We start from the raw sequence: 25,654 nt of genomic DNA, 5'->3' as shown, positions 1-25,654 counted from the left end.
GTGGGCATGACGCAGGATGCCCGAGACGAGGTGGACCGGCTCGTCGCCGCCTGGCGGGCGGAGCGGCCGGACCTGGACGTCGAGCCGCTGCAGGTGCTCTCCCGGGTGTCGCGCCTGGCCAAGCACCTTGACCGGGCCCGGCGGGCCGCCTTCGCCGAGCACGACCTGGAGCCGTGGGAATTCGACGTGCTCACCGCGCTGCGGCGAGCCGGCAAGCCGTACGAGCTGAGCCCCGGAGCCCTGCTCCGCGCCACCCTGGTCACCTCAGGCACCATGACCAACCGCATCGACCGCCTGGCCCAGGCCGGCCTGGTGGTCCGCCGCCCCGACCCGGAGGACCGGCGCGGCGTCCTCGTGACGCTCACCGAGACGGGGCTGGCCCGCGTCGACGCGGCGTTCGCCGACCTGCTGCGCAGGGAGCACGACCTGCTCTCCGGCCTCGGCCCCGCCGACCAGCGCACCCTGGCCGGCCTCCTGCGCACCCTGCTGACACCGTTCGACTCGTAGATCCCGGGCCGCCCTGGGCCCGGGACCGTCCTGAACCCGGGACCGCCCTGGAAACGGGACCAACCTGAACCCGGGACCGCCGTGGGCCCGGGACCGCCCAGGACCCGGACCGCCGTGGGCCCGGGACCGCCCAGGACCCGGACCGCCGTGGGCCCGGGACCGCCCAGGACCCGGACCGCCGTGGACCCAGGACCGCCGTGGACCCAGGACCGCCCTGAGCCTGGCCCCCGGCGGTGTTCGGCGCCACCCGGACGGCGGCGTCACGGCCGTCAGTCACCCAGGCGGTCGGCGACCTCCAGCCACTCGGCCTCGACGGCGTCCTTCTGGGCGAGAACCTCGCGAAGCTCGGCGTCGAGGGAGCCGAGCCGGGCGTAGTCGCTCGCCGCCTCCGCCATCGCGGCGTGCAGGCGGGTCTCCTGCTCGCCGAGCTTGTCGAGCTGGCGTTCCAGGCGGTTGAGCTCCTTGCGCAGCTCCCGCTCCTCCTTGGCCGACAGACCGGTGGCGGGCTGCGGCTGGGCCTGGTCGGACGGCCGTGAGCCGCCGGACGCGCCCGGCGTACCAGCAGCACCGGACGCGCCGGAGCCGCCGGACGCGCCCGAGCCCATCCGGGCCGTGAGCGCCGCGCCGGACGCCCGGCGCTCGAGGTACTCGTCCACGCCGCCCGGCAGGAAGGACAGCTTGCCGTCACCCAGCAGCGCCACCGAACGGTCGGTCACGCGCTCCAGGAAGTAGCGGTCGTGGCTCACCAGGATCAGCGTGCCGGGCCAGCCGTCGAGCAGGTCTTCGAGCTCGTTCAGCGTCTCGATGTCGAGGTCGTTGGTCGGCTCGTCGAGCAGCAGCACGTTGGGGTCGTCCATGAGCAGCCTGAGCAGCTGCAACCGCCGCCGCTCGCCGCCGGACAGGTCGCCGATCACCTTCCACTGCGCGTCGCCCTTGAACCCCAGGCGTTCGAGCAGCTGGGAGGCGGACCACTCCTTCTTGCCGACCTGGATGTACTTGCGGATCTCCTCGACCGTCTCCAGCACGCGCCGGGTCGGGTCGAGCTCGGCCAGTTCCTGCGACAGGTGCGCCAGGCGAACGGTCCGGCCCCGCACCACCCGCCCCGAGTCGGGCGCGATCGTGCCAGCGAGCAGGCGCAGCACGGACGACTTGCCCGACCCGTTGACGCCGATCAGGCCGATGCGGTCGCCCGGCCCGAACTGCCAGGTGGTGTGGTCGAGCACCAGCGGCCCGCTGCCGGGGCCGCCCGCGTGGAGGGTGACGTCCTCCAGGTCGTAGACGGTCCTGCCCAGCCGCGCCGTCGCGAACTTCATCAGCTCGACGCTCTCGCGGGGCGGCGGCTCGTTCGCGATCAGGGCCTGGGCGGCCTCGATCCGGAACTTCGGCTTGGACGTACGGGCGGGCGGGCCGCGCCGGAGCCAGGCGATCTCCTTGCGCATGAGGTTCTGGCGGCGTTCCTCGGCGGCCTGGGCGATGCGCGCCCGCTCCGCCTTGGCCAGGACATACGCGGCGTATCCGCCCTCGTAGCGCTCGACCCGGCCGTCCACGACCTCCCACGTCCGCGTGGACACCGCGTCGAGGAACCACCGGTCGTGCGTCACCACCACGAGCGCGCTCTTCCTGGTGGACAGATGCCCCGCCAGCCAGGCGATGGCCTCGATGTCGAGGTGGTTGGTGGGCTCGTCGAGCATGATCAGGTCGTGCTCGTCGATGAGCAGCCGGGCCAGCGCGGTCCGGCGACGCTCGCCACCGGACAGGTCACCGGCCTTGGCGTCGAGGTCAAGGTCGCCGATCAGGTTGCCGAGGATCTCGCGGACGCGCTGGTCACCGGCCCACTCGTGCTCCGCCCGGCCGGCGAGCACCAGCTCTCGCACGGGGAGCCCGGGGTCGAGGTCGTCCAGCTGTGACAGGAACCCGACGCGCATGCCCCGGGTGTGGGTCACCCGGCCGCTGTCAGGCTTCAGCTGCCCCGCGATCACCGACATCAGCGTCGTCTTGCCGCCACCGTTGCGCCCGACGACTCCGATCCGCTCCCCGGACTCCACCCCGAGGGAGACATCGCTGAGCAGGGGCTTGGGCCCGTAGGCATGGGAGACGGATTCGAGATTGACCAGATTCATGGCGCTACCAGGGTATCGGCCCGCCCGCACCATCCGGACCCCCGCCGCCGACCGCTCCGGCGGTCAGGGGGGGTACGGCGCCCGCAACCGGGTCGAGATCGTCTCCTGGGCCTGGAAGAGCGGCCCGATGCGCCCCCGGGAAGGGTGCGTCACACGGCGAGAGCGCCGGTCGGGTCAGCAGCGAGGGCGCCAGGCGGGCCACGGGTGACGGCGCCGGTCGGGTCAAGAGCGAGGGCGCCAGGCGGGCCACGGGTGACGGCGCCGGTCGGGTCAGGTATGAGGGTGCCGGTTGGATCAGAGGGCGCCTATGGGATCAGGGGCGGGGGCTGGACCAGGAGGGGCGGGGGCCGGGGACGGGGCCGTGGGCCGCGAGAGCGGCGCGGCAGGTGGGGAGTTGGGACAGGGCGTCGGCCAGGCGCTGGGCGTGGTCGGCGTCCGCGGCGAGGAAGGCGCAGGTGGGGCCCGAGCCGGAGACGATGGCGCCGAGTGCGCCCTCGGCCCGGCCGGCGTCGAGGGTGCGGACGAGCTCCGGCCGGAGAGTGAGAGCGGCGGCCTGCAGGTCGTTGGTGAGCCGGGCGCCGAGGGTGGCGGCGTCACCGGTGCTGAGAGCCTCCAGCAGCGCGTCGTCCACCTGCGGCCACGGCACCTCCACACCTGCGGACTCCCGCTGCCGGTCGCACTGCGCGTAGACCTCGGCGGTGGACAGGCCGCCCTGTGCGACTGCGAACGCCCAGTGGAAACTGCCGGTGGTCGGCAGCTCGCTCAGCTGCTCACCGCGTCCCGTGCCCACGGCGGTGCCGCCGAGCAGCGAGAACGGCACGTCGCTGCCCAGGTCGCCGGCGATCTCCATGAGGTCCTCGAACGGCAGGCCGAGGCCCCACAGCTCGTTGCAGGCGACCAGGGCGCCCGCCGCGTCGGCGCTGCCCCCGGCCATGCCGCCCGCCACGGGGATGGACTTGTGGATGACCAGGTGCGCCCCGTACGTGCGGCCGGCGTGCTTGGCCAGCGCGCGGGCCGCCTGGATGGCGAGGTTTCCGTCGTCGACCGGGACCTGGTCGGCCCACTCGCCGACAACCGAGACGGTGATGTGGTCGGACTCCTTCGCGACCACCTCATCGAAGACCGAGACGGCGTGGAAGACATTGACCAGGTCGTGGTAGCCGTCATCACGGAGCGGTCCCACGGACAGCTGCACGTTGACCTTCGCTGGCACCCGTACGGTCACCGAACTCATTGATCTTCTGTCACTTTCATCGCCTGCGGGAGGACACCCGATGCTATACGGGCACGCTTCCCCACCACGCACTTCTCGGAGAAGTCGGGAGGCGGTGGGCCGGTTGTGTCGCAGGTGCCACGGTTGGAGCCGGAGGGGTGTGTCGCACCTGATCGGCGCCTGTGGCCGGGATTTTCCTTTCGTCGGCCGCCTGGGGGTTCGTGCCGCGTTGGAGCGGGATGGGTGTGTCGCATCTGATCGGCGTCTGTGGTCCGGATCTCCTCTTCGGCGGCGGTCTGGGAGGGGGTCGTGCTGCGGGGTGCCGGAGGGCCGGGGTGCCGGAGGGCCGGGTCAGCCGGGGCGGACGGCGCCGCGGTAGAGGGGGCGGTAGTAGGCGGAGGTCAGGAAACTCGTTCTTCGGACTACGTCGCCTGTCTTGGGGGCGTGGACCATGACTCCATCCCCCAGGTAGAGGCCCACGTGGGTGGGGTCGCCGGCGCCGCCGCCGAAGAAGACCAGGTCGCCTCTGCGCAGCTCGCTCAGGGGGATGCGGCGGCCCTGCCGGAACTGGGTGCCTGTGTAGTGGCCCAGTTTCACGCCGGCTCTGGACCATGCGTAGAGGGTCAGGCCGCTGCAGTCGAACCCGGTGGTGGACGCTCCTCTGCCGATGCCGCGGGTGGGGCCCGAAGGGGAGCCGCCACCCCAGGAGAACGGTGTGCCGAGCCGCGCGAGGGCAGCGGCCGCCGCGAGATCGCCCTGGGAGGTGGGCGAGGTCTTGCCGGGAGTCCTGGTCTTCGGTGTCTCAGGAGCCTTGTTCCCGGGCCTCGTGGCGGGCCGCGTCCCGGGCCTCGTGGCGGTCCCACTTCCGGGTCTCGTGGCGGGCCCGGGTCTCGTGGCAGCCCGGGTCCCGGGACCGTTGGGGGTGCGGGTCTTGGGCGTTCGGGGTGGTCGGGGGGTGTGGGTCTTGGACGTTCGGGGGTGGCGGCTCTTGGGCGTGGTCTGGGCAGAGTCGGGTGGTTGGGGGGATCGGGTGGCGGGGTGCCCGATCGCGGTGAGCGCCGGGCTGGGATCTCGGTGGGGGACGTCGAGCTCCTCGACGCCGAGGGGCGGCAGGTGGAGGTCAAGGGTGGGGGTGACGGCCCGTACGCCTGCTGGGGTGCGGGTGGCCTCGAACGGGTGGAGGGCGGCGCAGAGTTCGGGAGGGAGCGTCAGCACGATCTGGACGGGTGGGGCTTGTCGCCGCTTGGTCACCGGGCGCGAGACGGGGCGGGCGGTGAAGAGGACGGGCTCAGCTGCCCACGTGGCCGCGACGGGGTCGTCGAGGCTCTGCCCACTCGAAAGGGGACGAGGGGCGAGGAACCGGGCGTACGCGGCAGGGAGGGTGAGGGTGCCGTGGCAGGGGCCGGAGACCGTGTGCGGCGGCCGGCGGGAGTCCACGGCTGCCGAGGCCGCGCCCGAGAGGGTGGTCAGACCGGCGAGCAGCCCGCCGCCGATCGTGAGGGACGCGCGGCATAGCCGGGAGACGGAGTGTGTGCTCATGAGGGCCTCCAAGTGCCGGTGAACGGGCGGAGGCCCAGGATCGTCCGGTGGGGCGGCCGCGTGGGGGGCCGAGCGTGGTTCTGGGGACAACTGGGCGGGCGAGGGCTGGGGCTGTGGAAGAACCGGTCCAGGGATACGTCGCGGGTGGAGGCCTGTGCTTCCTTGGCGCGCGCTTCCTTGGCGCGCGCTTCCTTGGCGCGCGCTTCCTTGGCCTGTGCTTCCTTGGCCGGTGGGGCGGGCGGATGTGGCCGGTTGTGCCGTCTCCGCCCGGGGCGGGTGTGTTCGGAGGCCGCCTTCTAGAGACGGCGTCCCCGCGGGTGGTCCTCGGGAGCGGAGACGGGGCGGTGTTCGGCGATGCGGGCGAAGGCCGTCACGTCGAGTTGCTCGCCTCGGGCCGACGGGTCGACGCCCGCTGCCCGAAGTGCCGTCTCGGCCTGTGCCGGGCTGCCGGCCCACGACGCCAGCGCCGCGCGGAGCGTCTTGCGGCGCTGGGCGAACGCCGCGTCGATCACCGCGAACACCTCCTCCCGCGACGCGGTGGTCTCCGGTGGTTCGCGGCGTACGAGGGAGACGAGCCCCGAGTCGACGTTGGGGACGGGCCAGAAGACGCTACGGCCGACGGGCCCGGCCCGGCGCACGTCGGCGTACCAGGCGGCCTTGACCGACGGCACCCCGTACACCTTGGAGCCCGGTCCGGCAGCCAGCCGGTCGGCCACCTCCGACTGCACCATGACCAGGCCCTTGCGCAGCGAGGGCAGCGCCTCAAGCAGGTGCAGCACCACCGGGACCGCGACGTTGTAGGGCAGGTTGGCCACCAGCGCCGTCGGCTCGCGGCCGCCCAGGTCACCAGGAGAGATCCTCATCGCGTCGGCCCCCACCACGGTGAGCCGGTCGCCGAGGCCGCGCTCGGCCACCGTCACGGGCAACTGCGCGGCCAGCACCGGGTCGATCTCCACGGCGACCACGTGGCGGGCCGAGGACAGCAGCGCGAGGGTCAGCGAACCCAGCCCGGGTCCCACCTCGATCACGACGTCTTCCGGCGAGAGCTCCGCGACCCGTACGATGCGGCGGACGGTCCCCGCGTCGATGACGAAGTTCTGTCCTAGCTTTTTCGTGGGACGAAGATCTAGCTTGTCCGCCAAAATACGTATTTCTGCCGGGCCCAACAGCCTCATCATCCAACCAGTCTCCCGCATCGAAGAACCTGCGATGGCGTACGGGGGGACCACAGGGGAGGATGGCGTGGAAGAGGAAGGGACGTCCCCGATGGAGCCGACAGGGGCCGCGCCGCTCCGCCCGACGGATCTGCGTGAGATCGGCCCGTATCGATTACTCGGCCGTCTCGGCGAGGGCGGCATGGGCACGGTGTTCCTGGCCAAGGCGCCCACGGGGCGCTTCGTGGCGGTCAAGGTGGTCCGGGCCGAGTTCGCCAACCAGGAGGGGTTCGCGGCGCGGTTCCACGCGGAGGTCGACAACGCCCGCCGGGTGGCGTCCTTCTGCACGGCTCAGGTGCTCGACAACGGCAACACCGGCGACGGCCGGCCGTACATGGTGACCGAGTACATCGCGGGCATCCCCCTGTCGGGGCAGATCACCCAGTACGGCGCGCTCGACCCGGGGCCGCTGCACGGTGTCGGGCTCGGGGTCGCCGCCGCGCTGGCCGCGATCCACGTGGCGGGGCTCGTCCATCGCGACCTCAAGCCGGCCAACGTCATCCTCTCCCTGTCCGGGCCACGGGTGATCGACTTCGGCATCGCCCGCGCGCTCGACCGGGAGACCGGGTTCACGCTGTCGGGGGAGCTGATCGGCAGTCCGGGCTGGTGGGCGCCCGAGCAGGTACGCGGTGAGACCGTCACCCCGGCGGCCGACATCTTCGCCTGGGGGTGCCTGGTGGCCTACGCGGGCAACGGCCGTCACCCCTTCGGGCGCGGCGACGTGATCACGATGGCCTCGCGGGTGCTGCACACGACGCCCGACCTGGGCGAGTTGCCCGCCCCACTCGACGAGCTGGTACGGCTGGCGACCTCGATGGACCCCGCCGAACGGCCCAGCGCCCAGGATCTCGTGATCGCGCTGGTGGGGGGCGCGGCCCCGGCCCGTACGGTCTCGGCGGACCCGCCCACGCTCGTGGCGCCCGAGCTGATGGACGAGTGGGAGCCACCACCGAACGTGGTGGACGAACCGGACATCACGGCCACCTTCGCCACGCCACCGCCCGCCGACACGATGGCGGACGGTGGGGACGCCGGACGCGCCGCCGCGCGGCAGGAGGCGTCGGCGGCGACCGCGCCCACCGATCCGGAAAGGCCGGCCGGGGGATCCGCCGACCCGGCGATACCGGTCGCCGAGGACGCGACCGACCCCCGCGTGTCCCCCACCCTCGTCGCCGGGGAGGATGCGGTGCGCGGGAGGGATGTCGTCACCCGGGAGGAGCCGGCACGCCAGGCGATCCCCACCCGGAGGGAGGAGCCGGCCATCGGCGAAGCGCCGGCACACCGGGCGGTCCCCGCCCCGAGAGAGGAGCCGGCGCGCGCCGAGGAGGAGCCGGCGCGCCGGCAGCCGCACATGGCCGGGCTCCAGCACGATCGCCCTGGTGAGGGGCTGCCCACGATCCCGCCGCAGCCACAGCCGCAGCGCACGCGCGGGACCCGGTGGCTCATCGCGGCCGCCGCCGCGGTCCTCGCGATCGCCGTCACCGCCGGCACCCTGATCATCACCTCCGGTCGCGGCGGGACGCCCGGGCCCGGCGCCCAGACCGTCTCACCGGCCGCGCAACAGCCGAACGACCTGGGCCGCAGGTTCGCGCTCGGCCCGGCCTTCGACGACCCGCAACTGATCATCCCCTCGGCCCCCCGGTGCGGGTTGAAGGAGTACGAGGGCAGGCAGCAGTCCCAGGGCCAGCTCTGCACGGTCAGGTGGTCCGTGGTGAACCCCGGAGGGGCGCGCCGCGACCTCGGCGACCCGCGCGTGTCGCTCCAGGACGACCGGGGTGCCCGGCATGAGCCCGCCCCCGTGACCGTGCCCGCCGCCATCGCGCCCGGGGCTCGGCTCGACGGGGTCTTGGTCTTCGATCTGCCGCTGTACCGCAGGCCGTTGCGGCTCACGCTGGAGGGCCAGGGCGGCGAGGAGGTTCAGGTGAGGCTCGGATGATCCGCGCGGCTCTGGTGGCGCTCCTGGTCGCCACCGCCACCACCACGGCCACCGGAGCGACCACCGCGGGCGGCGAAGCGGCAGCGGCCGGGCCGATCGCGGGGAAGGCGGCGTCCGCCGGGCCGGTCGCGGGGAGGGCGGCGTGCGCCGGTCCCGGCGACTTCGACGGCGACGGGCTGGAGGACGTGGCCGTCGGCGACCCGTTCGGCACCGGAGGCCAGGGCGCCGACGGAGACAGAGCTGACGGCCAAGATGCCGACAAGCAAGGCGCCGGCGGAGAGGGCGCCGGCGACCAAGGTGACGGCGCCGGGGACGGTGACACGGGGGTCGTGCACGTGCTGTCCGGCGGCAAGGTCATCCCCGTCACGGTGCCCGGCCTGGCCGCCGGCGACGGTTTCGGCTGGTCGGTGCGTCTGGCGAAGGTCGACGGTGACGCCTGCGCCGACCTGGTCGTGGGGGCGCCGTTCACGGACGTGCGGGGCGTCAGGGACGCCGGCGCGGCCTACGTCGTCTACGGCGGGAACACCGCTCCCCCGGCGCAGCTCGCCGCCATCGCGCCGCAGCGCGACGCCCACTTCGGCTGGTCGCTGGCCGCCAGGGGCGACCTGGTGACCATCGGCGCCCCGTACGAGGACGAGTCCGGCCGGGCCGACACCGGCGCGGTGTACGTCCGCAAGGGCGAGGGGCCGCTGCGCCGGATCAGCCAGGAGTCGGAGCGGGTCCCCGGCAACGGCGAGGTGGGCGACCAGTTCGGCTGGTCGCTGGCCATGGGCGCGGGCAACGAGCTGATCGTCGGCGTGCCGTACGAGAACGACGACGGCTCGGGTCTCCAGATCGGCACCGGAAAGATCGATTCAGGCTCGGTCGTGTCGATCAAGGATGTGCTGCAGGCACGGCTGTCGGGCACGAAGCTGGACTCCCCGACGGGCGCCTCCGGCGACAGGTACGGCTACGCGCTCGCCTACGCCGAGGGCACCGGCCTCGCGGTGGGCGCGCCCGGTCCCGGTTACGTGCAGCTCCTCGACACCGGCCTCACCCCGGTCAGGACGGTACGGCAGGGCGGCGGGCAGGCGTTCGGCTTCGCGCTGGCCGCCTCCTCCGACGGGCGGCTGGCCATCGGCGCGCCGTACGGCGGAGGGGTGCGCCTGGTGTCGTTCCGCGACGCCGCCGAGGACCGGACGGCCGTGCCTCCCGGTGACCTGGCGGGCTACGCGGTGGCGTTCAGCGGCAACAAGCTGTACGTCGGGCAGCCGGACGCCGCGCCGTACGGGAAGGTGTCTGTTCTCGCCCGCAACTCCGGTGACCTGCGGGCACTGCAGCCCCGGCAGGGCGCCGACTTCGGCATGTCGATCAGCGGCTGACCCCGGGGGCGGGCGGTTAGCTTCCGCGTGCTGGGTAGGGGTCGGGCATGGCACTCATGGACAAACTTCGCGCATACCTGCGTAGCCCGCAAGGCAGGCAGACGGTGGAGAAGGCCAAGCGGATGGCACGGGACCCGCACAACCAGCAGAAGGCTCGCCACTTCTTGGACAAGTTCCGTTCGCGCCGGCCCCACCACCACTGACCGTCCGCGCTCCCACCCGCCCGCACCGCCGTCCGGACGGCGCGGGGCGGTGCTCCACGGCCGCGACCGGCCGGGAAGGGCGCGCCGCCGAGCGCGGGCGGGTCACCACTGGCCGAAGACGGCTACCCCGTTGGTGCTGATCGCCTCGCACAGCTCCTCCGGCCGGACGCCCTTGACCTCCGCCAGGCAGCGCAGCGTGAGCGGGATGAGGTAGGGGGCGTTGGGCCTGCCGCGGTGCGGGACCGGGGGCAGGTAGGGGGCGTCGGTCTCGACCAGCATGAGCTCCACCGGCGCGACCTGCGCCGCCGCGCGCAGGTGGCCGGCGTTCTTGTACGTGACCGGCCCGGAGAACGACATGAAGTAGCCGGCGTCGGCGCACCTCCGGGCCAGTTCGGCGTCGCCCGAGAAGCTGTGGAACACCACCACCGGCGGCGGCCCCTCCTCGGCCAGCACCTTCAGCACGTCGTCGTGGGCGTCACGGTCGTGGATGACCAGCGCCTTGCCGGTGCGCTTGGCGATCTCGACGTGCGCCCGGAAGCTGGCGTGCTGGTCGTCCCTGCTCGCCCAGTCGCGGAAGTAGTCGAGCCCCGTCTCGCCGACGGCCCGCACCTCCGGACGCCGCGCCAGCGCCTCGATCTCGGCCAGCGTCTCGGGCGTGGCGGCGTGCGCCTCGTTGGGGTGGACGGCGACCCCGGCGTGGACGTGGTCGTGCGCGGCCGCCACCTCGGCTCCCCACCGTGACGACGGCAGGTCGTAGCCGATGGTGACGAGCCCGGTCACGCCCACGGCGCGGGCGTCGTCGAGGATGCCGCGCACGGACGCCGCGGCGGCCTGCGCGGCCAGCGCCACCGGGTCACCCGACGACGCCGGCCGCTCGCCCACCATGATGTCGAGGTGGCAGTGGCTGTCGAACACCGGAGCCGCGAGCGGCTCGGGGGGAGCGGGAAGGGACACGTCACTCACCCAGCCGGGCCAGCTCCTCGTCGACGACCTTGGGATCGAGTTTCTTGAACAGCGGCACCGGCGGCGCCAGCGGGGTGCCCGGGGTGATCGGCCGGTGCTCCCAGCGGGCGGCCCCGTCGTACGAGCCGGTGATCACCGGGTAGGACTCGCCGCCGTCCTCGTCGACCTCGCGCATCTCCGGCATGCCGGACCAGACGCCCTCGCCGCCGAGCATGGCGTGAACCTTGTTGGACGAGCCCGGCAGGAACGGCGTGAGCATCGTCTTGCAGTCGTCGACCACCTGGAGCGCCACGTGCAGGATCGACTTCTGGCGCTCCGGGTCGTCCTTGAGCTTCCAGGGCTCCTGCTCGGCGAGATAGCGGTTGGCGTCGCGGACCACGTCGAACGCCTCGGTGATGGCGTTCTTGAAGCGGGAACGGGTCAGCTCGGCGCCGACCGGGCCGAACGCGTTGCGCGAGCGCTCCAGCAGGGCCCGGTCGGCGTCGGTCAGGTCGCCGGGCTCCGGGATCGCGCCGATGTTCTTGGCCGCCATCGAGATGGACCGGTTGACCAGGTTGCCCCACGCGGCGACCAGCTCGCCGTTGTTGCGGTTGACGAACTCCTGCCAGGTGAAGTCGGTGTCCTGGTTCTCGGGGCCGGCCACGGCGATGTAGTAGCGCAGCGCGTCGGCGTCGTAGCGGGCCAGGAAGTCGCGCACGTAGATGACCACCTGGCGGGAGGAGGAGAACTTGCGTCCCTCCATGGTCAGGAACTCGCTGGAGACCACCTCGGACGGCACGTTGAGCGCGCCGAGCGAGCCCGGACGCCCGTCACGCGCGCCCTGGCCGTTGTAGCCGAACAGCATCGCCGGCCAGATCTCGGCGTGGAAGACGATGTTGTCCTTGCCCATGAAGTAGTAGCCGCGGGCGTCGGGATTCTGCCACCACTGCCGCCAGGCGTCGGGGTCGCCGGAGCGCCTGGCCCACTCGATGGAGGCCGACAGGTAGCCGACGACCGCGTCGAACCACACGTACAGCCGCTTGTTGGGCTGGTCGCGCCAGCCGTCGAGCGGGATCGGCACGCCCCAGTCGAGGTCGCGGCTGATGGCCCGCGGCTGCAGGTCGCCGAGCAGGTTGAGGGCGAACTTGAGCACGTTGGGCCGCCACTCGCCCTGCTTGCCCTGCAGGTAGGAGCCGAGCACCTCGGCGAAGGCGGGCAGGTCGAGCATGAAGTGCTCGGTCTCGGTGAAGACCGGGGTCTCGCCGTTGATGCGGCTCTTGGGGTTGACCAGCTGGATCGGGTCGAGCTGGTTGCCGCAGTTGTCGCACTGGTCGCCGCGGGCGCCGTCGTAGCCGCAGATGGGGCAGGTGCCCTCGATGTAGCGGTCGGGCAGGGTGCGGCCGGTGGACGGCGAGATCGCCCCCATCGTGGTGCGGGGGAAGATGTAGCCGTTGTCGTGGAGGCCCTTGAAGATCTCCTGGGCGACCGCGTAGTGGTTGCGGGTGGACGTCCGCGTGAACAGGTCGTAGGACAGGCCCAGCCCGGTCAGGTCCTCGGCGATGACCCGGTTGTAGCGGTCGGCGAGCTCCTTGGCGCTGACGCCTTCCTTGTCGGCCTGCACCTGGATGGGCGTGCCGTGCTCGTCGGTGCCGGAGACCATCAGCACCTTGTTGCCCGCCATCCGCTGGTAGCGGCTGAAGACGTCGGACGGCACGCCGAACCCTGAGACGTGCCCGATGTGGCGGGGGCCGTTGGCGTACGGCCACGCCACGGCGGTCAAGATGTGCTGGGACATAGCCCCAAGCCTACGGCGCTCGGCCGCCCGCCTCGAACGGATTAGATCAGAGCGTCCGCGACTCTTCGCGCGAGACGGCCTCGGCGGCCTCCTCCGCGGCCTTGGCGGCGATGTCGGCGGAGGTCTCGCGGGTGCGGCGGATGCCCAGGATGCTGACGAACAGCGAGGCGAAGATCGTCTGGAAGCTGATGATGAGCGCCGTCGCGGACGGCACCACCAGGCGCAGCGACTCGCGCGGGTCGAGCTCGCCGAAGCTGCGCACCTGCCAGTGCACCAGTGACATGACCAGGCCGACCAGACCGGCCAGCGCCAGCAGGCCGCCGACCACGAGGCCCTTCTCCAGCGACACGATGTCGATCAGCTTGCGGATGCGCGGCGACTCCGGCAGGAAGCCCTCCTCGGCCGCGTAGACCTTGGTGAAGACCGCGAACAGCACCGCCTGGAACCCGATCACCACCGCGGCGGAGGCGCCGACGAGGGTGTCGACGTCGAAGGCCAGCTCGCCGATCTCCACCGGGCCGAAGGTCAGCGCGGTGCCGGCGACCATGCCCAGCACCATCATCACGAGGCCGGGATAGAAGAACAGCCACTTGGGGCTGTAGAGGAGCAGGAAGCGCAGGTGGCGCCAGCCGTCACGCCAGGAGCGCAGGTGCGGCGGGCGGGAGCGGCCGTCGGGCGACAGGGTGGTGGGCACCTCGCGCACGTCGAGCCCCGACAGCGTGGAGCGGACGACCATCTCCGAGGCGAACTCCATGCCGCCGGTCTGGAGGTGGAGCCGCAGGATCGAGTCGCGCCGGAAGCCGCGCAGGCCGCAGTGGAAGTCGCCGATGGCGGAGGGGAAGAAGAGCCGGCCGACGAACGACAGCACCGGGTTGCCGAGGTAGCGGTGCAGCGGCGGCATGGCGCCCGGGGCGATGCCGCCCCTGAAGCGGTTGCCCATCACCAGGTCGGCGCCGTCGCGCAGTTGCTCCACGAACGGCAGCAGCGCGGTGAAGTCGTAGGAGTCGTCGGCGTCGCCCATGATGACGTACTTGCCGCGGGCCGCTCGGATGCCGCCCATGAGGGCGTTGCCGTAGCCCTTCTCGTCGACGTGGACCACACGGGCACCGGCGTCGCGGGCGAGCTGCTGCGAGCCGTCCGTGCTGCCGTTGTCGGCGATCAGGACCTCGCCCTCGATGCCGTGCTCCTCCATGCAAGCCAAGGCCTTGCGCACACAGACTTCCACGGTCTCGGCCTCGTTGAGGCAGGGCATGACCACCGTCAGTTCCACGTCTCAACCCTTCAGTTAGGACACTTCCAGCACACCATCATGCCCTCTGCCCAGACTTGGTCGCGGCAAGTCCTAGAAACGGCTGGCATTCTTTACAGCATGGTGAGCGTCGCGGAGATTACCCCTGTGGACCACTCCGCCCCTGGCCGGACGGCGCGTGCGCTGGCCTTTCTGCGCCGTCATCAGGTGTTCGCCGTGGCCTTCGCCCTGGGCGGGGTGCTGCGGCTCGTCACCATGCTCGGATACGGGCCGGCGATGTGGTTCAACGACTCCTACGAGTACGTCTCGGTGGCGCTCCACCCACGGCCACACCCGATCAGGCCCAGCGGCTACGGCTTCTGGATGATGATCCTGCAGCCGTTCCACAGCTTCTCCCTGGTGGTGTTCACGCAGCACCTGATGGGGCTGACCACGGCCGTGCTGATCTACGCGCTGCTGCGGCGCCGGTTCGGGCTGCCGAAGTGGGGGGCGACGCTGGCGGCGGCGCCGGTGCTGTTCGACGCCTACCAGATCCAGCTCGAACAGCTCATCATGTCCGACTCGATGTTCACGCTGCTGGTCGTGGGCGTGGTCACGCTCGTGCTGTGGCACCGGCGCATGTCGTGGCGGGTCGGCGCGGTGGTCGGCCTGCTGCTGGCCCTGACGTCGCTGACCCGGTCGATCGGCCTGCCGATCCTCGTGCTGGTGGTGGTCTACCTCGTCGTCAAGCGCACGGGGTGGAAGGCGGTCGTGGCCGTGGTCGTGGCCTGCGCGGTGCCGACGGTGTCGTACATGAGCTGGTTCAAGGCGAGCGTCGGCAAGTTCGCGATGACCAACAGCGACGGGCTCATCCTGTACATGCGGACGGCGATCTTCGCCGACTGCACCAAGATGAACATCGACAAGTACAAGGAGCTGGAGCTCCTGCTGCTGTGCGTCACCGACCCCGTCGAGCAGCGCAAGGAGTACGCGCAGTGGTACCTGTGGGGTCAGGGCGGCGGCGGCACGGGCACCGGCGAGGTGCTGCACCGCTGGGGCACGGGCAAGAAGTTCACCGAGATCACCAACGAGGCGGCGAGCACCTTCGCCACGCGGGCGATCCTGTCGCAGCCCAGCGACTACCTGCAGGTCGTGGCGCGTGACTTCCTGCGCGCCTTCAAGTGGGGCCGGCCGAGGTTCCCCGACGAGGCGACCTACAACATGTACCAGTTCAGGCCCTACTACGACCTCGACTCCTACGGCCGGCCCAAGCGGCTGCCCAACTGGCCGTCCTTCCAGGGCCGCACCGACACCGACGCCTTCTCCTACGAGCAGGGCCCGCCCGAGACGCGGATCGTCGCGCCGTGGGCGGAGATCATGAGCAGCTACCAGAAGGTGGTCTACCTGCAGGGTCCGCTGCTCGGCGGCATCCTGCTGGTCGGCCTGTACGGCGTCGCGGTGCGCTGGCGCACGCTGGGCGGCCCGGTGGCGCTGCCGTGGCTGGCGGCGTTCGGGCTGCTGCTGGCGCCGGCGGCCACGGCCGAGTTCGACTACCGTTACGTCCTGCCGGCCGTGCCGCTGGCCTGCATGGCGGCCGCCATCACGCTGCGCCGCCTCACTTGGGCGCGCTTTCGACCCAGGAGCGCAGCAGCATCCGGGCCCACCAGTCGGCGTGCGGGAGCTGCTCGGCCGTCAGCACCGGATACAGCCACCAGAAGTTGACCAGCACGACGAGGGCCAGTGCCCCCACGGCCGCCGCCCCGGTCGCCCTGCGCCCCGGCGGCGCGTCGGCCCGGCCCAGCGCCGCCCCGGCGACGAGGACGACCGCCAGCACCATGAACGGCACCACGGGGACCATGTAGAAGAGGTACATGGTCCGCTGGTCGGACAGCGCGTAGTAGAACCACGGCAGCCAGCCGGCCGCGTAGCCGAGCAGCACCGCTCCGGCCCGCCAGTCGCGAGTCCTGGCGTACCACGCGAGCAGTCCGACCAGGGCCAGGGCCGCGGCGAGCCACAGGGCGGGGGTGCCGACGCCGATCACCGTCTCCGAGCACTTCGCCGCCCCACACGCCCCGGGCCCGCTCTCGTAGTGGAAGGTGACCGGCCTGAACAGCGCCGGCCACGACCACGGGTCCGACATGTACGGGTGGTAGTCGGTCAGCCCGGTGTGGTAGCCGAGCACGTCCAGCTGGTACTTCAGCCACGACCGCGCCGAGTCGGCGACGAAGAACAGCGGCCCGTGACCGGTGGCCTGCTCCCAGTTGCGGCCCCAGCCGTCGTCGTCGACGAACCAGCTCGTCCACGACCCGACGAACACCAGGGCGGGGGCGAGCCCCAGCGCGGCCGTCGCCGGCGGCAGGTCGAGGGCGAGGGCCCCGCGGTACGGCTCGCGGGCGCCTGCGGCCCGCCGCGCGCCCAGGTCCCACACCAGGCTGAGCACCGCGAAGGCGACCAGGAAGAAGATTCCCGACCACTTCACCGCGCACGCCGCCCCGAGGCAGAGCCCGGCGGCCAGCCGCCACGGCCGCGTCCCGAGCCGGGGGCCGTACTCCGAGCGGGGCGTCCAGCGGCCGGCCAGCCGCAGCCGGGCCCAGTCGCGGTCGGCCACCAGGCAGGCGAACCCGGCCAGCACCCAGAACATGAGGAAGATGTCGAGCAGCGCCGTCCGTGACAGGACCAGGTGCAGGCCGTCGAGGGCGAGCAGCAGCCCGGCCAGGCAGCCGAGCAGCGTCGAGCGGGTCATCCGGCGGGCGACCCTGGCCAGGACGAGGATCGACAGCGTGCCGACGACCGCGGCGGCGAAGCGCCAGCCGAACGGGGTCATGCCGAACAGCCACTCGCCCGCGCCGATCATCCACTTGCCCAGCGGCGGGTGAGAGACGAACGCCGCGCAGTCCGCCGGCTCCGCGCACTGCTTCCAGATGTCGGTGTTCTCGGTGATGAGGCGCTTGTCGGCGACGGGGTTCTTGGCGTCCCCGAGCGTGTGGCGCTCGACGCCGAACAGCAGCAGGGCGTAGGCGTCCTTGGCGTAGTAGGTCTCGTCGAAGACGACCGCGTGCGGCTCCCCCAGCCGGACGAAACGGAAGATCCCCCCGAAGGCCGCCACGAGCAGCGGCCCCAGCCACCCCCACAGAACGCTCCCCTGGAACGGCGGGACCAGCCGGTGTGGTGAAACCCCCCAGTTCTTCACGAAGCGCACCCTACGGGGTCGAAGATCCTCTGTGAACCGCCTCGTAGAGCTCCCGCCGCTGCATCCCCGCGGCCTTGGCGACGTCGGCCACGGCCGTCTTGCGCAGCTCGCCGGCCGCCACCCGCCGCTCCACCTCGGCCACCAGCCCGTCCAGGTCGGGCGGGACGTCGGCCGCGACGTGACCGGCGACCACGACGGTGATCTCGCCCTTGACCCCGGCCTCCGCCCACGCGGCCAGCTCGCCGAGCCCGCCCCGGCGCACCTCCTCGTAGGTCTTGGTCAGCTCGCGGCAGACGGCGGCCGGGCGGTCCGCGCCGAACGCCTCGGCCATCGCCGCCAGCGAGTCGGCCAGCCGGTGGGGCGCCTCGAAGAACACCATCGTGCGCTCCTCGCCCGCCAGCGCCGCCAGGCGGCGGGCCCGCTCGCCGGTCTTGCGCGGCGGGAAGCCCTCGAAGCAGAAGCGGTCGCTGGGCAGGCCGGAGACGGCCAGCGCGGTGGTGACGGCGCTCGGGCCGGGCAGCGCCGTGACCGTGACGCCCTCCTCGACGGCGAGCCGGGTCAGGCGGTAGCCGGGGTCGGACACCCCCGGCATCCCGGCGTCGGTGATGACGACGACCGTGCGGCCCTCCTTGAGGGTCTCGACCAGCTCCCGGGCCCGGCCGGCCTCGTTGGCGTCGTAGTAGCTGACGATCCGGCCGCCGATCTCGACACCCAGCTCGGTGGCCAGCCGGCGCAGCCGCCTGGTGTCCTCGGCCGCCACCACGTCGGCGCTGCGCAGCGCCTCGCGCAGCCGCGGGGACACGTCGCCCGCCTGGCCTATGGGGGCTCCTGCCAGCACCAACCTGCCGTCTGCTCTCACCCGACCATTGTGGCAGGGCATCCCGATTGGGCAGTGTTTCCGCGTAACGTTCGGCTTCCGGCCCGTACGATGGCCGAATGGCGGTGACCGACTTCGCGTACCAGGCCTTCGAGGATCCGAAGGCCGACGAGAGCAGTCCCCGTGCACGTTCGGTGCGCGACCGGCTGGTTCCGCCGATGCGCGGGAGCGAGCTGTGGGGCTGGCTCGGGCCGCTGCTGGTGATGGTCTTCGGCGGGGTGCTGCGGTTCGTCAACCTCGGACACCCCCGCGCGGTCGTCTTCGACGAGACCTACTACGCCAAGGACGCCTTCTCCCTGATCACGTGGCTGGTGGAGCGGGTCACGATCAAGGACGCCGACAAGGCGCTGCTGGCCGGCAACACCGACATCTGGGTGAAGTGCACCGACCAGACGCTCGACAAGTGCGCCTCCTACGTGGTCCACCCCCCGCTCGGCAAGTGGATGATCGGCGCGGGCGAGTGGCTGTTCGGCATGACCCCGTTCGGCTGGCGCTTCGCCGCCGCGGTCGTCGGCACGCTGTCGATCCTCGTCCTGGCCAGGGTCGCCCGCCGGATGACCCGCTCCACGCTGCTCGGCTGCTTCGCCGGGCTGCTGCTCGCCCTCGACGGCCTGCACTTCGTGCTGTCGCGCACGGCGCTGCTCGACATCTTCCTCATGTTCTGGGCGCTGGCCGCGTTCGCCTGCCTGGTGGTCGACCGCGACAGGGCGCGGCAGCGGCTGGTCGAGTGGTACGAGAGCTCTCCCGTCTCGCCCCAGGGGCCCAGCCTCGGGCTGCGGCCCTGGCGCATCGCCGCGGGCGTCTGCCTCGGCGCGGCGATGGGGGTCAAGTGGTCGGGGCTGGCGTTCGCGGTCGCGTTCGCCGCCATGTCGCTGCTGTGGGATCTCGGCGCGCGGCGGGCGGTCGGCGTGCGGCACCCGTACGCGGGGACCTTCGCCAAGGACCTGCCGAACGGCCTGCTGGCGTTCGCCGCCGCGCCGTTCGTCGCCTACATGGCGACCTGGACCGGCTGGTTCGCCTCCGCCACCGGCTACGGCCGCAACTGGGCCCAGGCCACCTCGGCGGGGCCGTTCTACTTCGTCCTCGACTCGGTGCGGTCGTGGGTGAAGTACCAGTGGCAGGTCTTCACCTTCCACAGCGGGCTGGAGACCTCCCACCCCTACATGTCCGAACCGTGGCAGTGGCCGCTGCTGCTGCGTCCCGTGGCGTTCTACTACCAGGGCAGGCAGGACGCGTGCGGGGTCAAGGACTGCTCGGAGGCGGTGCTGGGCGTCGGCACGCCGGTGATCTGGTTCGGGGCGCTGCTCGCGCTGGCCGGCCTGATCGCCTGGTACGTCGCCACGCGCGACTGGCGGGCCGGGGCGGTGCTGCTGGCGTACGCGATGGCGTGGCTGCCGTGGTTCTACTTCGCCATCGCCTCCAACCGGACGATGTTCCTGTTCTACGCGATCCCCATGGTGCCGTTCATGGTGCTGGCGCTCACGCTGTGCGCGGGGCTGCTCATCGGCCCGGCCGGAGGGGCGGCGGGCATGCGGCGTACGCTCGGAGCGGCGGTCGTCGGAGCGTTCGCGCTGCTGGCCCTGATCAACTTCTGGTGGCTGCACCCGGTCCTGTCCGGTGAGCTGCTCCCCTACACCGAGTGGAAGGCCAGGATGCTGTTCGACAAACAGTGGATTTGATCCTGACCACATCCCGCTGAACACATGCTTTCCTAGGGCAATCACTGTGCAAGACCCACTACGCGCCGGTTTCGGGCATCGTCAGGCCCGGGCCCGATACGGCAAACTTCGAGGCATGAGTGCACCGGACGTCGCCGCGCTCCTCGCCGAACTGGAACGCTCTGAGCCTGAGTTCGCCGAGGAGGCCAGGACCGCCGTCGAATGGCTGACCGGCGGCGACCCGCTGGAGACGGTCACCCAGCTCGACGTCTGCGAGTTCCTCTGGTACACCCTGCCGCTGAAGGTCGGCGGCGACCACGAACGGCTCGCCGGTTCGCTCGGCCGGCTGCTCCGGCTCGGCGGGCTGGAGCGCTACGCCGAGTTGTGCGTCTCGGCGACGACGCTGCGGATCCTGCGCACGTACGCGACCGAGGGCGAGGACGCCGGCACCCTCGCCTACCAGGCAGCACTGGAGGCCACCGGCGTGCTGCCGCCCGACGTGCCCGAGCTGCAGTGGAGCACCATCATGGGGCCCGAGGAGCTGGGCGCGCACGTGGCCTGCTCGGCGGCGCTGGAGCTGGCGATCCTGGCCGGCGACGACTCCGACCGGGTCGCGCTGACGCGGCGCTGGCTCACCGAGCCGCGGGCCGAGCTCGGCGGCGACAACTGGCTGCACCGGGTCCACGGCGAGCGGCTCAACCGCTGGGTGCTCGGCCGCGGCCCGGCCCGGCGGGAGCTGGCGCAGCCGTACGAGGTGCGGCTGCACGCGCCGGTGCCGCCCCAGCAGGTGCCCGCCCTGCACCGGCTGCTGTCCCTGGCGGCCTCCGAGAGCCTGCCGCTGCGCTTAGCGCCGTCCCCGGAGGCGCTGCGACTGCGCGAGCTGGCCGAGCGGGAGCTCGGCGCGCTGCGCCGCGACGGAGCCCGGCTGACGATCACCTCCGAGGGCAGGCGGCTGCTGCTGTCGCCGGTGGCGATGTGGGAGGCGGTGACCGGGCTGCTGCTTGCTCCGGGGGAGCACGAGTTCGAGGTGTCGGCCCGCGAGGCGGCGCTGCTGCTCCTCGCCGACGGCACCCTCATGTCGCCCGTGGAGCTGCGGCGACGCGTGGCCGAGGTGGTCGGCGGAGAGGGCTGGCATCCGGCCACCGGCCTCGACGACGTCGCCGAGCCGGTGGACCACCTGGTGGGGCAGCTCACCGCGCTGGGGCTCGCGTTCGGCGACGAGCTCGCCGTACGGATGTCCACGACCGGCCACCTGGCGGCCCTGACCGCGCTGCGCGCCCACGCGCTGCGTCCCCGGCAGTACGTCAACTCCGCCTGAGCGTCACTCCGGCACGCTGACCCGCCGCACGGCCTGCTTGAACTCGGGGCACTCGACGAGCGGGTCGTGGTCGCACACCAGGACGTGCCGGAGGCTGTCGCGCAGCCGGGTGAGCCGTGACACCAGCTCGTCCACCTCCCGCTCCTTGACCGCCATCCGGGCGCGCAGCTCCGCGTCATCCGGCCCGGCGTCCAGGAACCGGCCGATCTCGGCCAGCGTGAAACCCGCGTCGCGCGCGCAGGTGATCAGGGCCAGCCGGTCGAGCGTCCCGGGCAGGTAGGCGCGGCGCAGGCCGTTGCGGCCGACCGGCGCGATGAGGCCCTTGCGCTCGTAGAACCGCAACGCCGAGGGCGCCAGGCCGGATGCGCGCGCCACCTCGCCGATGTCGAGCAGCGTGTCGTCCACGAACGCCTCCTTGACTTGAACCGCGCTTCAAGTCGCAGTCTAGGCGCATGAAGATCCAGCACCTCAACGTCGGGTCGATGCGCGAGATCGACTCCCTCACCGGCCTGCCCGCCGCACGGGCGGTCTGCCATGCCCTGCTCATCGAGACGCCCGCCTCCGGCCTCGTCCTGGTGGAGACCGGTCTCGGCCTCGACGACGTGACTCGGCCGGCCGAGCTGCTCGACCCCGAATGGGTCGAGCTGGTGGACCCGGCGCTGCGGCCGGCGGAGACGGCCGTGCGGCAGCTCGCCGCGCTCGGCCACGACCCCGCGGACGTCCGCCACATCGTGCTCACCCACCTGGACGTCGACCACAGCGGCGGACTGCCCGACTTCCCCGGCGCGCGGGTGCACGTCATGGCGGCCGAGCTGGAGGCGGCCCTGGCCGAGGCGCCGAGCCGCCGCTACCGGCCGGGCCACTGGGCACACGGCCCGCACTGGGTCACCTACGGCGAGGGCCCCGGGGAGACCTGGTTCGGCATGGAGGGCGTTCGGCCGCTGCGCGGCCTGCCGGACCTGCTGCTGGTGCCGCTCGGCGGGCACACCGCGGGCCATGCCGGAGTGGCCGTCAAGGAGGGCGACCGCTGGCTGCTGCACGCCGGCGACGCGTACTTCTACCACGGCGAGCTCGACCACGACCCGGTCTCGCACCCGCTGATGGACATCGTGCAGGTGGACTCGCAGGTGGACGGCGAGCTGCGGATCGCCAACCAGGCGAGGCTGCGGACGCTGGCCCACACCCACGGTGTGTCGGTCTTCTCCGCGCACGACCCCTGGGAGCTGGGTCGTTGCTGAACCGGGTGGCGTCCGGGGACGTATCTCCGGCTGACCCGGTCACCACGTGGCGCAGAACGCGGTGACCGGGTCACCCGGAGAGCGGGCCCGGCCCGGGAGCGGGCTCGGCCGGTGGCGGGCCGTCAGCCGGTGAGGCGGGCGTGCAGGCGGCGAGCCTGGCGGACCAGGCCGCTCTCACGGCGCCGGGCGGCCAGCTCGGCGATCAGGGGCAGCTCGCCGCGCGCGTCCGCCCAGGCGGCCACCTGGACGGCGAACGTCGTCATCCGGGTGTGCAGGACGGTGGCCTTCTCCCCCGGCCCCGGCAGGTAGCCGGCGAGCAGGCCGGACATGATCTGCCAGACCTCGCGGTGGGCGCCGCACCAGGCGGCCTGCTCCAGCACCGCGAGCACCTCCGCGACGGAGTACGTCCGGTACTCGCGGGAGTTGCGCGCCTCGTCGTGGCGGAACAACAGGGCGAGCTGGGCACCCACCTCCGCTCCGGGCAGCCCGCCCGACGCGGCCAGCCACAGCAGCGGACGCAGCGTCTCCTCCGGCTCCACGCACAGGCAGTGGGCGGCCAACAGCGCCGTGCCGGGACCGCCGGGACCTTCGGCGGCGGCCAGATCGGCCAGGAGGGCGGCGGTGGGCTTGCCGTAGCCGTGGCCCGCGAGCACCTGGTGGACGGCGTGCGCGGCGACGAGCTCGCGGTGGCCGGGGACGATCGAGAGGAGCGCCTTGAGCGCATCCGCCCCATCGTCGCCGCGGCGGTGGGCGAACGCCTCGTCCAGCACCGCCGACCTGATCGGTCCGGCGACGATCTCCGGGACGACGAAGACGTCGCTGCCCCTCTCCTCCAGACGCAGCGTGACACGCGGCTCGGCGGGCGGATCGGTCATCCACCGGGCGACGGCCCGGCCGGCCGTGCCGGTCAGCGCGGCGGCGCGCTCGGCGACGGCGGGCGGCACCGCGCGCGGCAGCCGGAGCAGCGCCTGCTCCAGGTCCACGGGCAGCGCCTCGACGCCCGCCCGCTCGTAACCCTCCAGCCGGTCCACCAGCTCGGCCGCGTCCAGGCGGCCGTTGGCGTGGGTGGGCGTGGCCAGCAGGTAGGGCGGCAGCGTCCCGTCCACCAGCGCCTGGTACACCTCCGCGAAACGGCGCAGCGGGACCAGCCGCCCCGGCGCGGCGCTGTCGGGCACCCTCTCCTGAGCCGTCGGCGGGATCTCCGGGTGCCCGGCGACGGCCTTCGCCTCGGCGCCCGGCTCGGCCAGTTCCTTGGCCATCGCCGCCGCCCACTCCTTCTGGTGCCACCACGGGCTCCACAGGTAGCGCTCCTCCGGGAAGACCGCGGCGACGGGGGCGAGCGCCTCGGTGAGCGCGGCCCGGTCCGTCGCCGCCAGCCGGACGAACACGTCCAGCCAGCGTTCGGCGACCAGCCACCGGTGTTCGGACAGCCGGTGGGTCGGCAGCCCGGCGGGGCCGAGGACCGGCGGCGTCACGCGGGCGGGCTCGGGCGCGGACGGCAAGGGCACGGGCGTCCAGGACGGGCCCTCGGGCTCCGGCTCGGCGGGCGCCGCCTCCCCGCCGAAGACCTCCGCCAGGGCGACACCCTCGCCGGGCGGCATCAGCGGCAGCGCGTCGCGGATCTGCTCGGCGCCCACGGGGGTGAAGCGCGCGGCGTGCTTGACGGCCAGCCGGGCCGCGCGGGCGCGGACCTCAGCTGACTCGCTGACCAGTGCCGCGCCCATCGCGCCGGCGTAGCCGTCGAGGTCACCCCGGTGGTCGCGGGCCAGCCGGTCGAGCCAGATCAGCCCGGCGCGCGCCAGCTTGCCCTCGGCGCGGAACACGAGCCCCTCCACGGCCTCGGCGGCCTCGTCCGGGTCGAGCGGGCCGAGCCCGCGTAACCGCTTGAGCGCGAGCTCGGCGACGTTGGGCGGGGCGGCGGGCAGCAGCCGCAGGTAGTCGCGGCGCCGGAGAGCCACCTCCTCCGGCGCCGGGTCGAGCTCGTCGTGGAGGCGGACGAAGAACCGCAGGTCGGCGGCCGTCCCGCCGCGCAGGAAGCGGCTGACGCAGCCGTCGAGCAGGCTCCGGCGGCTCACCTGCCCGTCGCGGGTGAGGCGGGCCAGCCAGGCGGGCCGCGAGCGGTCGTCGCGCAGCAGCCTGCCCACCCCTTCGGCGTCGAACAGGCGCGGCAGCATCGCCTCGAACAGCGGGTCCGCGGCCGGATCGGCGGGCGGCGGACTCTGGCCCGCGATCGGGGACGCGGTCCGGCTCGCGGACTGGTCTGCGGGCTGGTCCTCGGACTGGCCGGGGGGCTGGTCCATGGCCGGGTCCGCGGGCGGCGGCGCGTCCCAGGAGGTCACCCAGGCGACCGTCAGCGGGTCGTGCGGGGGCGGCTCGGTCCCGGTCCGGCGCAGCGCCTCCAGCGCCAGCCGGAGCGAGCGGTCGGCACGGCCGGCGCCCCGGCGCGGGGCGCGGAGCCGCAGCGCCAGGCGGACGGCGAGGTCGGCCTGCCACGCGGCGGGCCGGGCGGCGATCACCTGGAGGATCAGCGGCACGTCGTCCAGGTCGGCCGGCTCGGTCCAGCGCTGGAAGTCGCGCCGGTGCAGCCAGGACACCACCGCCGCCGCGCCGCCGAGCGTGCCCGCCCCGGCGACGCGCATGGGCTCGATCCACCGGCTGCCCACGTAGGTCTCGTGGTGGACCCACAGGTCCCAGTAGTAGTCGGTGGGCGAGTGCCCGTCGCCGGTCCTGCGCCGGTATTCGGCCACCCGGGCGTCCCAGGCGCGCTGCATCGCCTCGCGCCGCTCGACGTCCCTGGCCTCGCCGGTCCGGCGCACCTCGGCGATGTGGCCGGGCAGCTCGCGGGCCACCTCACGGCGTTCGCTGTCGCCGAACCCGGCGACCAGGGCCGCCACCGCGGCCGCGTCCTCGGCGTCGATCGCCGCGCGCACCGCGTCCCAGGCCGTACCACTCCGCTGATCACTCATGAGCGCAGACCTTAGAGAGGGCCTCCGACAAATCCGCGGCGGCTCATCCGGACACGCGGTGCATGAGCTCCAGCCAGAAGTCCTTGGCCTCCTGACCGCTGTAGTGGCGGTGGCGGAGGCGCTGGTTGCCCCGGTACACGGCGATCTCCGTGGTGACGGCGGCCTCCTGCCCGACCAGGGAGGTGTAGAGGCTCACCCACTCCTCCGGACGCGGGCTCCAGTCCGGGAAGGCCATGTGGGCCGCCTGCATGCGGAACGCCTGGAACCAGCGCTCCTCCCCCGAGGTCTCCACAGGTCCACAGTGGCAGGACGGCCGCCAAGGACATGCAAAACGACGCTCTGCCGGCAC

General features: G+C 72.9%; 19 protein-coding genes. 7 read left to right on the top strand and 12 right to left on the bottom strand.

The window, feature by feature from the left end:
* The first annotated feature begins 6 nt into the window (after positions 1–6).
* The gene (locus CXR44_RS22700; protein WP_101788363.1) at positions 7–507 is read left to right on the top strand and encodes a MarR family winged helix-turn-helix transcriptional regulator; all 501 of its coding nucleotides are present in this window, start codon (positions 7–9) and stop codon (positions 505–507) included.
* Positions 508–776: 269 nt separating this feature from the next.
* Here CXR44_RS22700 and CXR44_RS22695 read toward each other — a convergent pair whose 3' ends face one another.
* The 4 genes from CXR44_RS22695 to rsmA all read right to left on the bottom strand — a co-directional run bounded on the left by CXR44_RS22695 (position 777) and on the right by rsmA (position 6,554).
* Positions 777–2,627, bottom strand: a complete 1,851-nt coding sequence (locus tag CXR44_RS22695) for an ABC-F family ATP-binding cassette domain-containing protein (protein ID WP_101788125.1) — start codon at positions 2,625–2,627, stop codon at positions 777–779.
* Between the two features lie 313 nt (positions 2,628–2,940).
* The gene (locus CXR44_RS22690; RefSeq protein ID WP_101788124.1) at positions 2,941–3,861 is read right to left on the bottom strand and encodes a 4-(cytidine 5'-diphospho)-2-C-methyl-D-erythritol kinase; all 921 of its coding nucleotides are present in this window, start codon (positions 3,859–3,861) and stop codon (positions 2,941–2,943) included.
* A gap of 330 nt (positions 3,862–4,191) precedes the next feature.
* Positions 4,192–5,379 carry a C40 family peptidase gene (locus tag CXR44_RS40235; protein ID WP_219601959.1) on the bottom strand — a complete coding sequence of 396 codons (1,188 nt, stop codon included), beginning with the start codon at positions 5,377–5,379 and terminating at the stop codon, positions 4,192–4,194.
* 296 nt (positions 5,380–5,675) lie between these two features.
* Positions 5,676–6,554 carry a 16S rRNA (adenine(1518)-N(6)/adenine(1519)-N(6))-dimethyltransferase RsmA gene (rsmA, locus tag CXR44_RS22680; RefSeq protein WP_101788362.1) on the bottom strand — a complete coding sequence of 293 codons (879 nt, stop codon included), beginning with the start codon at positions 6,552–6,554 and terminating at the stop codon, positions 5,676–5,678.
* A 91-nt stretch (positions 6,555–6,645) separates the two neighbouring features.
* Here rsmA and CXR44_RS41055 point away from each other — a divergent pair, with 91 nt between their 5' ends.
* Together CXR44_RS41055 and CXR44_RS22670 are read left to right on the top strand one after the other, a co-directional pair.
* Positions 6,646–8,529, top strand: coding sequence for a serine/threonine-protein kinase (locus CXR44_RS41055; RefSeq protein WP_144070054.1), 1,884 nt, complete (start codon positions 6,646–6,648; stop codon positions 8,527–8,529).
* Entirely contained in the window at positions 8,526–9,890 is a 1,365-nt protein-coding gene (locus CXR44_RS22670; RefSeq protein ID WP_101788123.1) for a hypothetical protein, read from the top strand. Before CXR44_RS41055 ends, CXR44_RS22670 begins: the two co-directional genes overlap by 4 nt.
* A 305-nt stretch (positions 9,891–10,195) precedes the next feature.
* On the opposite strand, the gene CXR44_RS22665 is transcribed toward CXR44_RS22670, so the two are convergent.
* From CXR44_RS22665 to CXR44_RS22655, 3 genes are read right to left on the bottom strand one after another with little or no spacing between them, the layout of a single operon-like run.
* Positions 10,196–11,056: a TatD family hydrolase gene (locus tag CXR44_RS22665; RefSeq protein ID WP_101788122.1), complete on the bottom strand. Its 861-nt coding sequence runs from the start codon at positions 11,054–11,056 to the stop codon at positions 10,196–10,198.
* Positions 11,049–12,830, bottom strand: coding sequence for a methionine--tRNA ligase (gene metG, locus CXR44_RS22660; RefSeq protein WP_101788121.1), 1,782 nt, complete (start codon positions 12,828–12,830; stop codon positions 11,049–11,051). The genes CXR44_RS22665 and metG overlap by 8 nt, the downstream gene beginning before the upstream one ends.
* Before the next feature lie 46 nt (positions 12,831–12,876).
* Positions 12,877–14,100 (bottom strand): glycosyltransferase family 2 protein, encoded by a 1,224-nt coding sequence (locus CXR44_RS22655; RefSeq protein WP_180903653.1) that lies wholly within the window; start codon positions 14,098–14,100, stop codon positions 12,877–12,879.
* A gap of 99 nt (positions 14,101–14,199) precedes the next feature.
* Between CXR44_RS22655 and CXR44_RS22650 the strand changes: the two genes are divergently transcribed.
* Complete coding sequence (locus CXR44_RS22650) at positions 14,200–15,780, top strand: hypothetical protein (protein WP_180903652.1); 1,581 nt, start codon at positions 14,200–14,202, stop codon at positions 15,778–15,780.
* Here the strand turns inward: CXR44_RS22650 and CXR44_RS22645 are convergent.
* Positions 15,674–17,248 carry a dolichyl-phosphate-mannose--protein mannosyltransferase gene (locus CXR44_RS22645; protein ID WP_101788360.1) on the bottom strand — a complete coding sequence of 525 codons (1,575 nt, stop codon included), beginning with the start codon at positions 17,246–17,248 and terminating at the stop codon, positions 15,674–15,676. The genes CXR44_RS22650 and CXR44_RS22645 overlap by 107 nt on opposite strands.
* Before the next feature lie 10 nt (positions 17,249–17,258).
* Entirely contained in the window at positions 17,259–18,107 is an 849-nt protein-coding gene (rsmI, locus tag CXR44_RS22640; RefSeq protein WP_425437449.1) for a 16S rRNA (cytidine(1402)-2'-O)-methyltransferase, read from the bottom strand.
* Between the two features lie 77 nt (positions 18,108–18,184).
* Here rsmI and CXR44_RS22635 point away from each other — a divergent pair, with 77 nt between their 5' ends.
* Positions 18,185–19,804 carry a dolichyl-phosphate-mannose--protein mannosyltransferase gene (locus CXR44_RS22635; protein ID WP_101788118.1) on the top strand — a complete coding sequence of 540 codons (1,620 nt, stop codon included), beginning with the start codon at positions 18,185–18,187 and terminating at the stop codon, positions 19,802–19,804.
* Between the two features lie 115 nt (positions 19,805–19,919).
* A complete protein-coding gene (locus CXR44_RS22630; protein ID WP_180903650.1) occupies positions 19,920–21,101 on the top strand; it encodes a hypothetical protein in 1,182 nt (393 codons plus the stop codon).
* 3 nt (positions 21,102–21,104) lie between these two features.
* Here the strand turns inward: CXR44_RS22630 and CXR44_RS22625 are convergent, their stop codons facing one another.
* On the bottom strand, positions 21,105–21,506 hold the full coding sequence (locus CXR44_RS22625; protein WP_101788117.1) for a MerR family transcriptional regulator: 402 nt from the start codon (positions 21,504–21,506) through the stop codon (positions 21,105–21,107).
* 47 nt (positions 21,507–21,553) lie between these two features.
* Between CXR44_RS22625 and CXR44_RS22620 the strand changes: the two genes are divergently transcribed.
* Positions 21,554–22,339, top strand: coding sequence for an MBL fold metallo-hydrolase (locus CXR44_RS22620; protein WP_101788116.1), 786 nt, complete (start codon positions 21,554–21,556; stop codon positions 22,337–22,339).
* A 122-nt stretch (positions 22,340–22,461) separates the two neighbouring features.
* Here the strand turns inward: CXR44_RS22620 and CXR44_RS38990 are convergent, their stop codons facing one another.
* Both CXR44_RS38990 and CXR44_RS22615 read right to left on the bottom strand, forming a co-directional pair.
* Positions 22,462–25,305: a DUF7824 domain-containing protein gene (locus CXR44_RS38990; protein ID WP_144070053.1), complete on the bottom strand. Its 2,844-nt coding sequence runs from the start codon at positions 25,303–25,305 to the stop codon at positions 22,462–22,464.
* Between the two features lie 43 nt (positions 25,306–25,348).
* Positions 25,349–25,597, bottom strand: a complete 249-nt coding sequence (locus CXR44_RS22615; RefSeq protein WP_101788115.1) for a hypothetical protein — start codon at positions 25,595–25,597, stop codon at positions 25,349–25,351.
* Between the last annotated feature and the right edge of the window lie 57 nt (positions 25,598–25,654).

Source organism: Nonomuraea indica (assembly GCF_002850745.1).
Taxonomy (GTDB): Bacteria; Actinomycetota; Actinomycetes; order Streptosporangiales; family Streptosporangiaceae; genus Nonomuraea; species Nonomuraea indica.
The sequence above is the reverse complement of the archived record's forward strand: the minus strand, read 5'-3'. Positions and strand labels throughout refer to the sequence as shown.

Excerpts from the sequence above, each read along its gene's own strand:
- CXR44_RS22700 (WP_101788363.1), top strand. The coding sequence starts at position 7 with ATGACGCAGGATGCCCGAGACGAGGTGGACCGGCTCGTCGCCGCCTGG.
- CXR44_RS22695 (WP_101788125.1), bottom strand. The coding sequence starts at position 2,627 with ATGAATCTGGTCAATCTCGAATCCGTCTCCCATGCCTACGGGCCCAAG.
- CXR44_RS22690 (WP_101788124.1), bottom strand. The coding sequence starts at position 3,861 with ATGAGTTCGGTGACCGTACGGGTGCCAGCGAAGGTCAACGTGCAGCTG.
- CXR44_RS40235 (WP_219601959.1), bottom strand. The coding sequence starts at position 5,379 with ATGAGCACACACTCCGTCTCCCGGCTATGCCGCGCGTCCCTCACGATC.
- rsmA (WP_101788362.1), bottom strand. The coding sequence starts at position 6,554 with ATGAGGCTGTTGGGCCCGGCAGAAATACGTATTTTGGCGGACAAGCTA.
- CXR44_RS41055 (WP_144070054.1), top strand. The coding sequence starts at position 6,646 with ATGGAGCCGACAGGGGCCGCGCCGCTCCGCCCGACGGATCTGCGTGAG.
- CXR44_RS22670 (WP_101788123.1), top strand. The coding sequence starts at position 8,526 with ATGATCCGCGCGGCTCTGGTGGCGCTCCTGGTCGCCACCGCCACCACC.
- metG (WP_101788121.1), bottom strand. The coding sequence starts at position 12,830 with ATGTCCCAGCACATCTTGACCGCCGTGGCGTGGCCGTACGCCAACGGC.
- CXR44_RS22650 (WP_180903652.1), top strand. The coding sequence starts at position 14,200 with ATGGTGAGCGTCGCGGAGATTACCCCTGTGGACCACTCCGCCCCTGGC.
- CXR44_RS22635 (WP_101788118.1), top strand. The coding sequence starts at position 18,185 with ATGGCGGTGACCGACTTCGCGTACCAGGCCTTCGAGGATCCGAAGGCC.
- CXR44_RS22630 (WP_180903650.1), top strand. The coding sequence starts at position 19,920 with ATGAGTGCACCGGACGTCGCCGCGCTCCTCGCCGAACTGGAACGCTCT.
- CXR44_RS22620 (WP_101788116.1), top strand. The coding sequence starts at position 21,554 with ATGAAGATCCAGCACCTCAACGTCGGGTCGATGCGCGAGATCGACTCC.
- CXR44_RS38990 (WP_144070053.1), bottom strand. The coding sequence starts at position 25,305 with ATGAGTGATCAGCGGAGTGGTACGGCCTGGGACGCGGTGCGCGCGGCG.